Raw genomic sequence first — 15,441 nt, 5'->3', positions numbered from 1 at the left:
ATGAAACACGAAAAAAAATGGGGTTGGACACGCTGGTTGATCTTGGGACTCTTCGCCGGCCTTGTCATCGGCATCGCGGTTTATGGTAGTTATGATTACTTTTATCTCCGCCCGCAAACCGAAGCCAAAGAAGAACGCGCCCGGCGCAAGTATGAAACCGAGCTGAATCGGCATCGCGCGATCGAGCAACGCCTGCAAAATGCCACGCGTCAGGCAACGAGCACCACTGATCGGCTGATGCAACAGGTTATCCCTGCAGAAGCGCAACCTTTTTTAAAAAAACTGGAAGCCGATCATTTTAGCGGTACCGTTTTAATGATGCGCAAAGGGAAAGTGATCCTGAACACGGGGTTGGGTTATGCCGACGCTGAATCTGGTCGTTTGAACGGGCCTGAGAGTCTGTATCAAATTGGCTCGATTCAAAAAGGGCTCACTGCGGTCTTGCTCATGAAACTTGTGGAACAAGGCAAGGTACACCTGACGGATCCGATTAGTCGCTATTTACCAGGCATTCGCACGGGCAAACAGGTGACGTTGCGGATGATGCTGGATATGCGAAGTGGCTTTTCATTGAAGCGTAATCAACCGACCCAACTATCAGATGCTGGAATAGTCCGGTGGTCAATTGCCAATTTGAATTATGGTGCGAAACAGTACGCGTATGAACCGGTTAATTTTGTTTTATTAGCCGGAGTGATTGAAAAAGTGACCGGTCATTTATACGCCGACTTAATTCAGCAGGAAATATTTAAAAAGTTAAAGTTGACGCATTCGGGATTTATGCCTGAATTGTATCGTGAACCTAATCAATCATTTGGGTATAATGGTCCCAAGGCGAATCCTTATTCGCGCCGTTACGTCGAGCCGTCTTTGAATTATAATCGGGAATTGGGGACTGGTAATATTTACACGAGTGCCGGTGATTTATACCAGATTATGGCGGCCATCAATCAAGGCAAGATTATCAGGCGCTCATCGGTCGCCACATTACGTGATCTGAATCAAGGCCAATACACGGCGGGTGTGTATAATTTTGGCAACTACACACTGACGCATGGCGTTGTGGCCGCACAATCAGCGGCAACTGTCATGGATAGCAGCGGTCAAAATGCGGTCGTGCTGTTGGCAAATACGGATCAGGTGACGCGGGATCTAGCCCAAGCACTTTATCATGACATGATTAAGGGAGTGAAGTAATGCGTCCATTACAAGCAAAGATTATTAAAGCATTAGGCGTACAGCCAACAATTGATCCTGAAACCGAGATTCGGCGGAGTATTGATTTTTTAAAAGACTATCTTAAGAAAAATACGTTTTTGAAAACATATGTGTTGGGAATCTCAGGTGGCCAAGACTCGACGCTTGCCGGGACGTTGACGGAAAAAGCCATGCAGGAGATGCGCGCCGAAACCGGCGATCAGGCGTATCAATTTGTGGCCGTTCGTCTACCTTATGGCGAACAAGCCGATGAGGCGGATGCCATGGCAGCCATTGACTTCATGCAGGCAGACGTGGTTAAACGGGTCAATATCAAACCTAGTGTCGATGCCATGGTCGCGGCAGTGGAAGCCAACGGATCAGCCATTTCCGATTTTAACAAGGGCAATATTAAAGCCCGAATGCGCATGATTGCCCAATACGCGATCGCCGGTAATATGTCCGGCGCCGTCATTGGCACGGATCATGCCGCGGAGGCGGTCACCGGTTTTTATACCAAATTTGGTGACGGCGGTGCTGATTTGACGCCGCTTTATCGCTTGGACAAACGCCAAGGTGCGGCTTTGCTGAAGACGCTGGGCGCACCGGCACATCTTTATAAAAAGGCGCCGACTGCCGATCTTGAAGACAATCGGCCGGCTTTGCCAGATGAAGTTGCGCTTGGCGTCAAATACAAGGACATCGATGATTATCTAGAAGGCAAGCAAGTGAGTGACCATGCTGCCGAGACGATCGAACGTTGGTACCAGAAAACCGCACATAAGCGCCATCTGCCGATTACGGTTTTTGATACTTTTTGGAAATAAGCATGGCAAACAGCCAACATCGGCGAAGTTTCGCTCAAAGGTGTTATGGCTGTTTTTTTGCGCTGGTTTAAGGTATGCTTTGGTACACATGGCAGTAGGAGGTTGAAACGCAGTGCGTCATCGTTGGGCTCTTTGGTTAGGCATTGTGACATTAAGTGCACTTTTATTAGGCGCTGTGGCTTTTGTCTGGCAGAAGAAGATAGCTATTCCGGATAGACAGGCTAAGGTTTTGTCGTCGCAGCGGCATGAGCAGGCGACTCACCGTGAAGCCGTGCAAACGGCAGCAACGCATTTTGATGAGCGTCTGGACCGGCCGATCGACACATCGGCAGGCAAATCGTTCAAAGAAACCTTAACAAACGATAAATTTATTGGCAGTGCTTTGATTATCAAACAGGGTGAAATTATCTTCAATGGCGGCGTGGGTTACGCCGATGCCGCAGCGAAACGCGTTAATGGGCCAACGACTTTGTTCCAGATCGGATCGATCCAAAAAGCGGTCACTGCAGTTGCCGTCATGCAGCTGGCTGAAGAAGGCAAGTTGCATTTGGATGATCCGGTTGGCAAGTATTTATCCGGCATCAAAACCGGTGATCAGGTGACATTGCGCATGATGATCGATATGCGTAGTGGTTTTGCGCTTAGAAAGTATCAGCCTTCCGTTATGGACGATGCCGGTATTATTCGCTGGGCAATCGGCAATATGACCTATTTACCGCAGCGAAACTACGCGTACCAGGCGGTTAATTACCAATTACTCGCCGGTGTGGTTGAAAAAGTCGCTGGCCGTTCTTATGAGCAGCAGATCAGAAAGACGATTATTGACCGATTGGGGCTTAGACACACCGGATTCTTGCCGGGAATGCTGACAGATACCAACCGCTCATTGACGTACACGGGGCCGGTAACGAATCCTTATCAAACCTCCATTGGCGAACCAGAACTGTGGTACAACCGCGAGCTGGGTACCGGCAATATGTATACGACTGTTGCTGATTTGTATCGGTTGCTGCGGGGCATCGATGATGGAAAAGTTTTGCCATTATCAGCGTTAAAGACATTGCGCAATCGCGATGACGGGGTTTATACGGCAGGTATTTATAATCATAGCGACTTTTACTCAACGAATGGCACCGTGGCCGGGCAAATGGCATCAACTGCTATTAGCCATGATGGCAAAGACGCTGTGATTTTGTTGAGCAATTATAATTCACATGCGCTCAATCTCCATGATGAAGCCGTTCGTTTGTTCCAAACGTTGCGGCAAAAGGGATAGGTCGAACCCCTTTGTGAATTAATTTGGCTTGTTGAAAGGCGTTCACTGGCGTAGGAGTCTGCGTATAAGGCCCTTGATCGCAATGGCCAAAGCCTGAGCTTGGGGGAATAAGGCCTGTGAGGCAATCCGGCTCCGAAACGCGCTTACAGTCGCAGAAACCTACGTGTAAGGACCTTGAGCGTGATGGCCCAAGCCCGGCCATCACGCTCAAGGCCACTTACACTCCGGTTTCTAAGCGCTCCTGTTCGCGCTCTGAAACGCGATCGCAGGCCCAGAAACCCGCGTGTAAGGACCTTGGTCGCGATGGCCAAAGACCAGGCCATCACGCCCAAGGCCGCTTACACTCCGGTTTCTGACCGGGCCTGCTCACGCTCTGGATTTTTAACGATCGCTTGCGCAAGGCTGCTTTGACCTGATATACTTGAAGCAACATAGGGGAGTAACTAGCAGAGCTTTTCTGCGACAACATCACCAACAAGGCTATGTCTGGTGTTGTCTTAAATAGTGAGACTTATGGATCTACTGCTGGTAGGCCATAAGTCTCTTTTTGGCTACCGGCCCAAACAAAGAAGGAGGCACTATCTTGGCAAAGAAACCGCCATATGCATTAAGCAGTCAAGAAGTTTTGCAAGAAGAACAAACCCAATTGACTGGACTATCTAAAGAAACGGCACAAACCCGGTTGGGTGAAAACGGGCCGAATGAATTGGCCCAGGCCGAGAAAAAGAGCATGTTGGCGCGCTTTTTGGATCAGTTCAAGGATTTCATGATCATTGTCTTGCTTGCCGCTGCTTTGATTGCCGGGTTCTTGTTGAGTGAATGGGCAGATGCCGGGATTATTTTGGCTGTTGTGTTACTGAATGCCGTTTTCGGCGTTTTTCAGGAAAGCAAGGCCGAAGAAGCGATTGACGCGCTCAAGGAGATGTCGACGCCGAATGCACACGTTCGGCGTGGCGATCAGGTTTTGACGATTCCAAGCAGTCAGCTGGTTCTGGGCGATATCGTGTTGCTGGAAGCTGGTGACGTGGTTCCTGCTGATTTACGGTTGGTGGAAAGCGCTAATTTAAAAATCGAAGAAAGTGCCTTAACAGGTGAAAGTGTGCCGGTTGATAAATCCACGGCACCACTGGACGCTGATGACGTTGGCATCGGTGACCGAACCAATATGGCCTTCATGAACAGTAATATCACTTACGGTCGTGGTGTTGGGGTCGTTGTTGCCACCGGGATGAAGACTGAAGTTGGTCGGATTGCCGGGATGATCAATGCCGCAGAAGAAACCACGACGCCGTTACAGGAAAACCTTAAGAGTCTGGGTAAGACGCTGACCGTGATGATTCTGGTCATTGCAGTCATTGTGTTTGCAGTCGGTATTTGGCGGAATGCGGCAAGTCTGCCGGAAATGTTCCTGACGGCGGTGTCCTTAGCGGTTGCGGCTATTCCTGAAGGACTGCCGGCAATTGTAACGATTATTTTGGCACTGGGAACCCAGAAAATGGCCAAGCGCCACGCTTTGGTCCGCAAGCTGCCAGCTGTGGAAACTTTAGGTAGCACCGATATTATTGCCAGTGATAAAACCGGAACGCTGACGCAAAATAAAATGACCGTTGAAAAGGTTTATTACGACGGTCAGCTAAATAATGCCAGTGACGGCATCCACGGCGGCAATCCGCTGATGACCATTATGAATTTTGCTAATGATACGCAGGTTCAGGATGATGGTAAATTACTGGGGGATCCAACCGAAACCGCGCTGGTCGCATATGGGAAGACCCAATCGTTTGATCTGAATCACGCCTTGGCAGACGAACCGCGGATCGATGAAGTACCATTTGATTCTGAACGTAAATTGATGTCGACCCTTCATCGGCGGGCAGACGGCAAGATTCTGGTGACAACCAAGGGTGCGCCGGATGAATTGCTCAAGCGCGTGACTGAATTGGCCACCGGTGATCAGGCAGCACCGATGTCTGACAGCGAACGTGATGCCATTTTAAAGGCCAATAAAGATATGGCCACCCAGGCTTTGCGGGTGTTGGGCATGGCGTATAAGGTCATTGCTGCAGTTCCTGAACCGGTCAATTCGGAGACAGTTGAAAATAATCTGATTTTCGCCGGTTTGGTTGGGATGATCGATCCGGAGCGGCCTGAAGCAGAAGCAGCGGTTGCAGAAGCAAAATCAGCCGGGATTCGGCCAATGATGATTACCGGCGATCACCGCGATACTGCTGAAGCAATTGCGGTTCGGCTGGGGATCATTGATCAAGGCGATGATGATGCTGTCATTACCGGCGCCGAACTTGATCAGCAAAGTGACGAAGAATTTGCCAAAAATGTTGGTAAATACAGCGTTTATGCACGAGTGGCACCAGAGCATAAAGTTCGGATTGTCAACGCCTGGCAGAAAAAAGGTAAAGTTGTTGCGATGACCGGTGACGGTGTCAATGATGCGCCTGCTTTGAAGGCCGCCGATATCGGCATTGGCATGGGGATCACCGGCACAGAAGTTTCCAAGGGTGCCTCTGACATGGTGCTAGCCGATGACAACTTCGCCACGATCGTTGTGGCCGTTGAAGAAGGCCGAAAAGTCTTTTCCAACATTCAAAAGGCGATTCAATACCTGTTGTCCGCCAACCTTGGCGAAGTACTGACGTTGTTCATGATGACCATGCTTGGCTGGGATATCCTGGCACCGGTGCACATTCTTTGGATTAACTTGGTGACGGATACATTCCCGGCGATTGCCCTTGGGGTTGAACCGACAGAGCCGGGGATCATGAAGCAAAAGCCACGTGGTCGCAAATCCAACTTCTTCTCAGGCGGCGTCGGTCCAGCGGTCATCTGGCAGGGTATTCTTGAAGGCTTACTGACCTTAGGCGTTTACTGGTTTGCCATCACGTATCCGGTTCACAGTGGTCAAGCAGCGATGCATGCGGACGCATTGACGATGGCGTATGCTACTTTGGGCTTGATTCAGCTCTTCCATGCCTTTAACGTCAAAAGCATTCATCAAAGCCTCTTCACAGTTGGTGCCTTCAGAAATAAAGCTTTCAACTGGGCAATCCTTGCTTCCTTTGTGTTGTTGGCTGTCACCATTCTGGTACCGGGATTCAATGGACTCTTCCACGTGACAACGCTGGATTGGCACCAATGGTTAACGGTTTTAAGTGCCGGGGTTACCATGATTGTGCTCGTCGAAATCGTCAAGATCTTCGAACGTGCTCGGCGCAAGCGGCGCGGTCTGTAAATCTTCAGCATTCGGAAAAAATTGATGGATTAGTTTTCAAGAGAGGATTCGTGCTTTTCATGAACAAGCAACAAATTAAAATGGCGCACTATGGTACCACGATCAATGATGTGGTGGAACAAACCCAGGACAATCAGGAAAAGATGGCGCCTTTGTTTGAGCCATTACGTGAAGCGATTGATGCCGGCAAATTGGCCGATTATGATCAGGACACCTATGATGACACGCGGGTCGTGTTTCGTGAGGGTACCGATGCTTACAAAAAGTTACTCACTCGATTGCAAGAAGTCGCGGTTCCTGCACGGTTGGTCGGGCCACACCGTACACTAATTCACAACTTTGCGACCTTCACGGAGGCGTGTGAAGCCATGACCGAAAGCCTCAAGTCTGACTTAGAAGTGGATGTCACAGCGTTTAATGCAGCCGAAAAAGCGCAAGACGAAGCGATCCAAAAATTCACCAAGCAAATTCAAAAGATTTCAGCGATCTTACAGTGATTTTTCTTCGTGAAAAGGATCATTTTCGCTTGACATGAGAAGTTTGCTCACGTATCTTTAATTTACCAACTTATTTCAAGTTTAAACGAATGGAGGAAACCAACATGAAAGCACTGCTTACCTTAAAAACTTGGCAAAGCCAACTTTAGGTAGGTTGCAGACGCAACCTGCCAGACGCGCAGGTTGTGTCTATGTTGGCTTCTGATCAATTTGTCCGCATAGATACCCTACAACGGGACTATGCGGTTTTTTATTTGCCGCGAAGGTCTAAACCTGCCGCGGCAATTTTTGTGTGAGCGTGAGCCGGCGCGCTTAGGGGTCGGAGTGTAAGTGGCCTCAGGCGTGATGGCCGGGCTTTGGCCATTGCGACCAAGGTCCTTACACGCAGGTTTCTGGGCTGGCGAACGCGTTATAGAAAGCTGAGCGTGAGCAGGAGTGCTTAGAAATCGGAGTGTAAGTGGCCTCAAGCCTAAATGGCTGGGTTTTGCCATTTAGGCTTGAGGTCCTTACACGTAGATTTCTGCGACTGCGAACGCGTTATAGAAAGCGAAAGCAGAATTTATCGACTAGACGTCATTAGAACTAGCTGCCATGGTTGGAAGGAAATGAGCCATGGCGACAACAAGGCCTTTACATGCCGATACACGCGTCACGGCTCGATACACACAACAACCTCACCACACCAAACCAAAAATCACAACAATTGGAGGAACCCGCATGAAGCGAATGCTTGGATTGATCATCATCATTTTCGGCTTTTTAGGCATTGCCTATTTTCAAAGCGGTACGACAATGCAACGGACGCAAACAAAGCCAACAGTAGGAATTTTACAGCTGACGACTCACCCGGCGTTAGATGCGATTCATAAAGGCATTATTTCAGGACTAAAAGATAAGGGTTACGTTAACGGAAAAAACATTAAGATCGACTTCCAGAATGCTGAAAATGATCAGAGCAATCTGAAGTCAATGTCGGAACGGTTTACCCAAGAAAATGCGGCGGCCACCGTGGGAATTGCAACACCGGCGGCTCAGGCACTGGCCAATGTTAACCAGAAAACGCCGATCATTCTTGGCGCCATTACCGATCCGGTGGCGGCTAAATTAGTCAAAAATGTCAAAAAACCGGGTGGCAATATCACCGGTGTTTCTGACCAGGCGCCGATTGCGGCCCAACTGAAGCTGATTCGCCAGATCATGCCTGACGCCAAAACGCTGGGTGTGATTGCCACTTCTAGCGACGACTCAGCCCAGACACAAGCTAAAATGGTGGCAAAACTCGGACCAAAAGAAGGGTTTACGGTGAAACGGTATGCCATTAGTTCCACCAATGATTTAAACCAAGTGGCAAGTCAAATGGTCAGCCAAGTTGATGCCGTTTTCGTGCCGACTGACAACACGGTTGCAAGCGCGATGCAAACGCTGGTTGCGGCGGCTAATGCGCGCAAGGTGCCAATTTTTCCGACTGTCGATACCATGGTTAAACAAGGTGGAGTTGCCACGATCGGAATCAATCAGTTTCATCTAGGCGTTGTGACCGGACACATGTTAGCGGATGTTTTGAAAGGCAAAACCAAACCCGCAACGACGCCCATTCATTTTGAAAAAACAGGCGAGCTTATTTTAAACGAGAAACAGGCAAAACAGTTAGGGTTGACCTTACCTAGCGCGTTAGTCAAACAGGCAGAGACGAAGGGAACGGTGATCAAATGAGTTTAGGCGTTTCGGCAATTGGTCAAGGATTACTTTATGGGTTAATCGGACTTGGCTTGTTTTTAACATTTCGGGTTCTGGATTTTCCCGATATGACAGTTGAAGGGACTTTCCCGTTTGGGGCGGCAGTCGCGGTTAGTGCGATTACCCATGGCATTTCGCCGATCATTGCGACACTGCTTGCTACCGGAGCGGGGATGCTTGCGGGCTTGGCAACAGGCTTATTAACGACAAAAGGACGGATTCCGGTCTTGCTTGCTGGTATTTTGGTTATGACCGGCCTGTTTTCGATTAACTTACGAATTATGGGGCGGGCGAACTTATCCTTGTTGCATCAAGCCAATCTTTTTCAGGAATCGTTTTTGAAGGATCTGCCGCCATACTTTAACAGCGTCGTGATTGGGCTGGTGGTTGCGGTCGTTGTCGTCGGATTACTGATGCTGTTTTTAAACACCCAATTGGGCCAGGGCTTTATTGCTGCCGGAGATAATCCGAACATGGCGCGTAGTTTGGGGATTGACCCTGATCATCAAATGGTGCTTGGTTTAATGGTCGGGAATGGGCTTGTCGGACTTGCCGGTGGCTTGTTAGCGCAGAACAACGGCTACGCGGATGTCAATATGGGTATCGGGATCATTGTTATCGGGCTTGCCGCCATCATCATCGGTGAAGTCGTTTTCGGTGAACTGACCTTGTCACAGCGCTTGGTCGCCGTGATTCTGGGCAGTATTCTATACCGGTTTGTTCTGCTAGTGGTTTTGGCACTGGGATTCAACGCCGACGACCTGAAATTGATTTCGGCAGTGGTCCTAGCCGTTGCCATCATGGTGCCGCAAATCGATCATCAACTGCGATTACGGCGAGTTTTGCAAAAAGGGGTGCAGGCACATGGCTGAATTAATATTGGATCACGTCACAGTCAATGTACCGGTCGCAACGGAAGTAAAAACCTTGCTTCAAGACGTGACGTTAACGGTCAAAACCGGTGATTTCGTAACAGTCTTAGGCCATAACGGCGCAGGAAAATCGACGCTGTTTAACGCCATTACCGGTGATCTGCCGGTGAGCGGAGGAACGGTGACCTTAGCGGGTAAAAAGTTGAATGGGCAACGTCCGGAGCAACGGGCGCGTCACATTGCCCGAGTCTTCCAAGATCCGAAAATGGGCACAGCCCCGCGGATGACGGTCGCCGAAAACTTGCTATTAGCCAGTCACCGTGGCCAGCGCTTAAGTTTGCGCTCACGGGGACTTACTGCCCAAAAGGAGCGGCTGAAAGAACTTGCGGCCAAAACCGGGAATGGTCTGGCTGAAGCGCTTGATAAGCCGACTGAACAACTTTCCGGCGGGCAACGGCAGGCACTGAGTCTATTAATGGCCACCATGCGCGAGCCTGATCTGTTATTACTTGATGAGCACACGGCAGCACTGGACCCGCACACGAGCCAATCAATCATGACGCTGACTAACGAAATTGTTTCGGGCCAACATTTAACCTGCTTAATGATTACCCATCAAGTCGAAGATGCGTTACGCTATGGCACGCGCTTAATCGTTTTGGATGCCGGCCAGATTGTGGCTGATTTTGATCAAAAGAGAAAAGCGGCGCTAACCCGTAACGATGTGTTGGCGTTCTTCAGCTAAAATAATATTTTTAGTTAGCTGAAGCATTCAAGTCAATGCGTCTCGATGCATAAAAAATGCGTGACGCGTGAGTCAGATTTAATTTTGCAATGACATTAAAAATCGGTTCTAGATGATCGTGCACATCAATCATGCATGAACGCCTAGAACCGATTTTGTATTATTGGTATAGATTTTTTATGAACAGATTAGCGGTCAGCGTCAGTCGTGCAATCGAGCATCACTTGATGTACACTGTTGGCTCGGAGGTAATGTTCAACGATGACAAACCAAGAACTACAGGCACGCGTGGAGGCAATTTCCGTGGCGGCATTTCACCAGCCGTTCCGCCACCGTGCCATTTTCAATGCCCGGCTTAAAACAACTGGTGGCCGGTTTCATCCAGCTGACATGAATTTGGACTTTAACCCCAAACTCTTTGCCGCTTATCCCCCAGCAATCACCGATGGCATCATCAAGCACGAACTGGTGCACTATCATTTGTACGCCCAGCATCGCGGGTACCAACACCGCGATCATGATTTTCGCCAATTACTGGCAGCAGTTGGCGGGTCCCGCTTTGCTCCGCCGCTACCCACGACCGGCCGTCAATATACCTATGTTTGTACGCAATGCGGCCGGCAATTCATTCGTCGGCGGCGGATTGACGTCAGACGGTATGCCTGTGGCCACTGCCGAGGCAAGTTACGACTACAAAAAACGGTGATCAGTTGAGTGGCTTTTGTAACGTTAAATTGACTGGTTCAAAACCGGCCTTGGCGTATACTTCACGAGCCGTCTTATTAGCACTGAGGACATTGAGTTGGATAAAAGATGCCTGGTGACTTTTGGCAAAAGCCGTAACTGCCGCCATCAGCTGCTTTGCCAAGCCGTGATGACGCTGATCAGGGATGACGAAGAGGTCGATGAGTTGGGCAAAATGTTGCGGCACGAATTCAGGACTGGCACTGGTTTGTGCTAAGACAACCAAGGCAAAACCGGTAAGTTTCCCATGACTTTCGGTCACAAATAACCGGGCAAGGTCGTTTTGCAGATAATCGGCAAAATATTGGCGGTTATCAGTGGCTAATGGTCGATACGTTTCTGGCGCCAATGTCGCCATTTCCGTTGTAAGCTGTTGGTAAAGATCCACGATTGCAGACAGATCAACAAACTGGGCTTCACGAAGCATTTTAAGTTACTCCTATCTCATTCGAATTAAGCGGTTACGGATAACCAATCATTAAAAAAGATCCGATCAACAAGTTATCGTTGTTGGTCGGATCTTTTTACGCTGCGGGCAAGAAGACTCGAACTTCCATGAGCAAAAATGCTCACAAGATCCTTAATCTTGCGCGTCTACCAATTCCGCCATGCCCGCATGGCTATTTAAGCACAAGAAATATTATAGAAAATCAGATGATCAAAGTCAACAAAAATTTACTATTCGGTTGAACCCGTAGAGTGGCGAAAAGTTGACAAGTCCTGACTGAAAGCTGAACTTGTTTGGTGCTGCTTGGAACGTGTATAATCTGATAGAGCTAACTGTAAACAAATAGGGGGTGTCCAGCATGACGCGTCGAGGGAAAGCGTATAACATTGCTATTATTGGAATTCTCGGTGCTTTAATTATCCTCCAGGCTTATATTCCGATGGTGGGGTATGTTCAGATTTTTCCAGCCTGGCCTGCCATTTCGACGATTCATTTGACCGTCATTATTGGTGGGATTGTTCTAGGATATGGCGGTGGTGCCAGTCTTGGCTTATTATGGGGGCTGACGAGCCTGATCCGTGCTTATACATCAGCGACTGATCCTGTGACTTTATTGCTTTTTCGTAATCCGATTATTGCATTGGTGCCGCGCGTCATGGTGGGTCTCGTGGCGGCGTTTATCTTTCACCAAATGTTTAAGCGCCATCAAAGTGCGCTGGCGCAAACGATTAAAATGGTATTCGCCGGTGTGGCCGGTGCCTTGACCAACACACTTTTGGTCATTGGCTTTACCTGGTTGCTTTTTTCGAGCAAGGCTGCGCAAATTGTGCCAGGTGCTAATGCATCCAATCTTGGGTGGCTGCTGATCACGGCGCTGGCCATTAACGCGGTTGCTGAAGCTTTGCTAGGCGGTATTGTCACACCCATCTTAGGCCATGCGTTACTGCGTTTTCGGCGAAAGTAGTTTTAGAATCAGCAATCATGAGTTTTGAGAAGCGGAGGTTTTGGATTGACAGATGAAGAGCAGCAAGTCGTTGATTTATTGCAGGCAATGGTACAAGTACCGAGTGTTGGCGCAAAAGAAGGTCAAGTTGCTGAGCTGATTGAGGCTTATTTAGCCCCTGAGTTGCAAGCCGGTTTAATTAAGCGCGAGCGGATCACATATGCGCCGGGACGGGATAATCTGGTTTTGACCGTTGGCGATCCAAATGCCAAACGGTGGCTAGGTGTCGATGGGCACATGGATGTTGTCGATGCCGGCGATGAATCCAAATGGCAGTTTCCACCGTTTTCAGGACAGGTAAAAGACGGCAAGTTATATGGCCGCGGGGCAACGGATATGAAATCCGGGTTGGCAGCGGTGGTTGTCGCTTTGAAACAAGTCGCGCATGCGCAACTGGATCATGGGATTCAGTTGATGGCCACTGTCGGTGAAGAAATCGATAATTATGGCGCCCGGCAATTGGCAGCAGCGGGTTATGGCGACCGCCTCAATGGTCTTTTAGTGGCAGAGCCTGGCAATAGTAACGTGGATGCGGCTGAGCGCGGGATTATCGATTATACGTTGACCGCGCATGGTAAAGCAGCGCATTCATCGCGTCCGGATCTTGGGGCCAATGCCATTCACGGTTTGTTTGCATTTGCTAATGCGGCATTGACCGCAACAGCGCCGTTGCAGGCCAAGGATGATCCGATTTTGGGACACGCCACGCACAATATTGATATTATCCATGGCGGGAACCAGATCAACTCGCTACCTGAGTCGGCCTATCTGCGTGGCAATATTCGCACAACCATGATCGCCGACAATGATGCGTTTATTCAGGCGCTAAAACAAGCAGCGAAAACGCCTGTACCTAAAGGCGTGCATCTGGCGCTTTCAATTGACTCAGTACTGGGCGCGGCTGCTGCTTCGCCTGACAATGCCTTGATTGAGACCGTTCAGCAGGCACGGCAACGTATCGGTCTTGATCGCGGGGCCGTGGCGTATCGGACCGGGATTACTGATGCAGCACTGTTTTATCACGATGGGTTGGATCTGGCAATTTATGGGCCGGGAAATGATACATCACATGAGACCAACGAATATGTGGCGCTTCAAGATGTTTTTGACAGTGTGAAAGTTTATAAAGATGTTTTCCTGAACTATTAACCAGAATATTGACAATCAAAAAACCTTGTGCGGGTCATGCGTACAAGGTTTTTTGGTCAACTAAATGCGTTTGTTAGACGCAACTGAGTCTGGCTTACGACTCGTGCCGAATGCCTAGGTGATATTCAGCATGATGGTGCCATGTCGCACCTGCAGGAAGTTCCCAGGCTTGTGCTTGCAAATTAGCTTCAGGGGCAAAGCCGACTGCCACATGGGGCTGTCCGAGGATGCCGTTGAAATTGTTTTGCGTGCCAATGTCGGCAAACGGATCGATTCGGGTAGCCGGCGCATCGGTCAGGTAATGGAGTTGCCAGTCAGCGGCTGCTAAGTCGTAGTCCTGAGCCGCATAAACTTTTGACTGTTGTGCGATCATACTTGGCTGCGAGGCAATTGTTAATTTAGCCTGCATCATCGTTTGTGCCGGATCAGCTGTGAGCAGCCAAGGCAATACCAGCCGCGGATGTAGATGAATTGAAGCGCTGGTTTGGATTGTCATATCAATTGTCCAGACGTTCGCATTGTTGAGTCGGTGGGTAATGCTAAGTTGACGCATGCCGGGCTGGCCATCAGCACCTTCTGGCAAGTCTAGCGAAAACGTGATGACTAAATCAGGATCCTGACTGGTTTTCACCGCCCAGTTCCAGTTTTGCCATGCGCCAGGGACATTGGCTTCGTCTGGTTGCAGCGGACCGGTCATGGCGCCGAAAAAGCCGGGCTGATGCAGATAGTCTTCTAAAGTGACAAATCCAAGCAGTAAGTTAGGGTCAAATCCGGTCGCATTAGGCAGACGAACCTGTTGGACCCGGGCACCGAACGTTAAAAAGCGTAAGGTCATGTGATGATCGTTCACCAAAGTATATTGGGTAATTCGTTCCTGACCGACTTTGGCAAAAATTTTGGCGCTTAGTTTCATGGCGAAAACGCTTCCTCTCTCAATAGTTTAAGCCTACAGAAAAATTGCTCCAGATTCAATGCAATCATGACTTGAATCTGCTAGGCTTGATAAGGAAAGAGAAGGGTGGAACCATGAGAACGTTACTTAAGAAGGCCTATCAATTACTGTGGGCACTATTTATTCTGGCACTTGCCTACAGTTTCTGGGCCCGCGACATTCTGCCCCGGCAGTTGCGACCATATGGCGATCCGGCAAGTTTTGTGATCATTAGTCTGTTTGTGGTGGTGAATGCCGTTTGGCTGTACCATCACCATTTTCGCTTCCGTGATTTAAAAATGGAAAATGTCGACATCATGGAAGGCGAGAAATTTGAGGAGTTTTGTGCTTACTTGTTGAAGCGAAACGGTTTTAAACATATTCAGCTGACGCAAGCTTCCGGTGATCAGGGAATCGACATTATCGCTCGAAAAAAAGGGCAGTCCATTGGGTTTCAATGCAAACGCTATACCGGTTTTGTCGGCAATAAAGCGGTGCAGGAAGTTTGGGCCGGCCATCAATTTTATAAACTTGATCAAGCAGCGGTGATCACCAACAGTGACTTTTCCGACTCGGCAATCGCACTAGCGGATGATCTAGGGGTTATGCTCATTGATCGCAAAAAGCTCAAGCGGCTTATGAGAAGACTGCCAAGTTGAGGTGAGCGTGAGCCGGCGCGCTTAGAAGTCGGAGTGTAAGTGGTCTTGGGCGTGATTGCCCGGGCTTAGGCCATCACGACCAAGGTCCTTACACGCAGACTTCTGCGCC

14 protein-coding genes and 1 tRNA gene are annotated in these 15,441 nt (G+C 49.2%); 12 read left to right on the top strand and 3 right to left on the bottom strand.

Going from position 1 to position 15,441, the window contains the following annotated elements; genetic code table 11:
• The 9 genes from LACSTY_RS08815 to LACSTY_RS08775 all read left to right on the top strand — a co-directional run bounded on the left by LACSTY_RS08815 (position 1) and on the right by LACSTY_RS08775 (position 11,112).
• Complete coding sequence (locus tag LACSTY_RS08815) at positions 1–1,197, top strand: serine hydrolase domain-containing protein (RefSeq protein ID WP_087912365.1); 1,197 nt, start codon at positions 1–3, stop codon at positions 1,195–1,197.
• On the top strand, positions 1,197–2,024 hold the full coding sequence (nadE, locus tag LACSTY_RS08810) for an NAD(+) synthase (protein WP_087912364.1): 828 nt from the start codon (positions 1,197–1,199) through the stop codon (positions 2,022–2,024). The genes LACSTY_RS08815 and nadE overlap by 1 nt, the downstream gene beginning before the upstream one ends.
• A gap of 112 nt (positions 2,025–2,136) precedes the next feature.
• Positions 2,137–3,300 carry a serine hydrolase domain-containing protein gene (locus tag LACSTY_RS08805; protein WP_087912363.1) on the top strand — a complete coding sequence of 388 codons (1,164 nt, stop codon included), beginning with the start codon at positions 2,137–2,139 and terminating at the stop codon, positions 3,298–3,300.
• A 583-nt stretch (positions 3,301–3,883) separates the two neighbouring features.
• Entirely contained in the window at positions 3,884–6,547 is a 2,664-nt protein-coding gene (locus LACSTY_RS08800) for a cation-translocating P-type ATPase (RefSeq protein ID WP_087912362.1), read from the top strand.
• 59 nt (positions 6,548–6,606) lie between these two features.
• Positions 6,607–7,044 (top strand): hypothetical protein, encoded by a 438-nt coding sequence (locus LACSTY_RS08795; protein ID WP_087912361.1) that lies wholly within the window; start codon positions 6,607–6,609, stop codon positions 7,042–7,044.
• Positions 7,045–7,761: 717 nt separating this feature from the next.
• Entirely contained in the window at positions 7,762–8,757 is a 996-nt protein-coding gene (gene trpX, locus LACSTY_RS08790) for a tryptophan ABC transporter substrate-binding protein (RefSeq protein WP_151466845.1), read from the top strand.
• Entirely contained in the window at positions 8,754–9,653 is a 900-nt protein-coding gene (locus LACSTY_RS08785) for an ABC transporter permease (protein WP_025012662.1), read from the top strand. The genes trpX and LACSTY_RS08785 overlap by 4 nt, the downstream gene beginning before the upstream one ends.
• On the top strand, positions 9,646–10,398 hold the full coding sequence (locus LACSTY_RS08780; RefSeq protein WP_087912358.1) for an ABC transporter ATP-binding protein: 753 nt from the start codon (positions 9,646–9,648) through the stop codon (positions 10,396–10,398). The genes LACSTY_RS08785 and LACSTY_RS08780 overlap by 8 nt, the downstream gene beginning before the upstream one ends.
• Before the next feature lie 261 nt (positions 10,399–10,659).
• A complete protein-coding gene (locus LACSTY_RS08775) occupies positions 10,660–11,112 on the top strand; it encodes a SprT family protein (protein ID WP_087912357.1) in 453 nt (150 codons plus the stop codon).
• Here the strand turns inward: LACSTY_RS08775 and LACSTY_RS08770 are convergent.
• Together LACSTY_RS08770 and LACSTY_RS08765 are read right to left on the bottom strand one after the other, a co-directional pair.
• Entirely contained in the window at positions 11,105–11,569 is a 465-nt protein-coding gene (locus tag LACSTY_RS08770) for a GNAT family N-acetyltransferase (protein ID WP_087912356.1), read from the bottom strand. The genes LACSTY_RS08775 and LACSTY_RS08770 overlap by 8 nt on opposite strands.
• A 103-nt stretch (positions 11,570–11,672) precedes the next feature.
• Positions 11,673–11,758, bottom strand: a tRNA-Leu gene (locus LACSTY_RS08765).
• 190 nt (positions 11,759–11,948) lie between these two features.
• Between LACSTY_RS08765 and LACSTY_RS08760 the strand changes: the two genes are divergently transcribed.
• Entirely contained in the window at positions 11,949–12,554 is a 606-nt protein-coding gene (locus LACSTY_RS08760) for an ECF transporter S component (RefSeq protein WP_049172308.1), read from the top strand.
• 45 nt (positions 12,555–12,599) lie between these two features.
• Positions 12,600–13,742, top strand: a complete 1,143-nt coding sequence (locus tag LACSTY_RS08755) for a M20 family metallopeptidase (RefSeq protein ID WP_225362686.1) — start codon at positions 12,600–12,602, stop codon at positions 13,740–13,742.
• Between the two features lie 94 nt (positions 13,743–13,836).
• Here LACSTY_RS08755 and LACSTY_RS08750 read toward each other — a convergent pair whose 3' ends face one another.
• Positions 13,837–14,655, bottom strand: a complete 819-nt coding sequence (locus LACSTY_RS08750; protein ID WP_087912354.1) for an aldose epimerase family protein — start codon at positions 14,653–14,655, stop codon at positions 13,837–13,839.
• Between the two features lie 113 nt (positions 14,656–14,768).
• Here LACSTY_RS08750 and LACSTY_RS08745 point away from each other — a divergent pair, with 113 nt between their 5' ends.
• Complete coding sequence (locus LACSTY_RS08745) at positions 14,769–15,332, top strand: restriction endonuclease (RefSeq protein WP_087912353.1); 564 nt, start codon at positions 14,769–14,771, stop codon at positions 15,330–15,332.
• The last annotated feature ends 109 nt before the right edge of the window (positions 15,333–15,441 follow it).

This window comes from Lacticaseibacillus styriensis, from assembly GCF_030770295.1.
In the GTDB taxonomy this organism is placed as follows: domain Bacteria; phylum Bacillota; class Bacilli; order Lactobacillales; family Lactobacillaceae; genus Lacticaseibacillus; species Lacticaseibacillus casei.
Note: the sequence above shows the minus strand (reverse complement) of the source record. Positions and strands in the feature narration are given on the sequence as shown.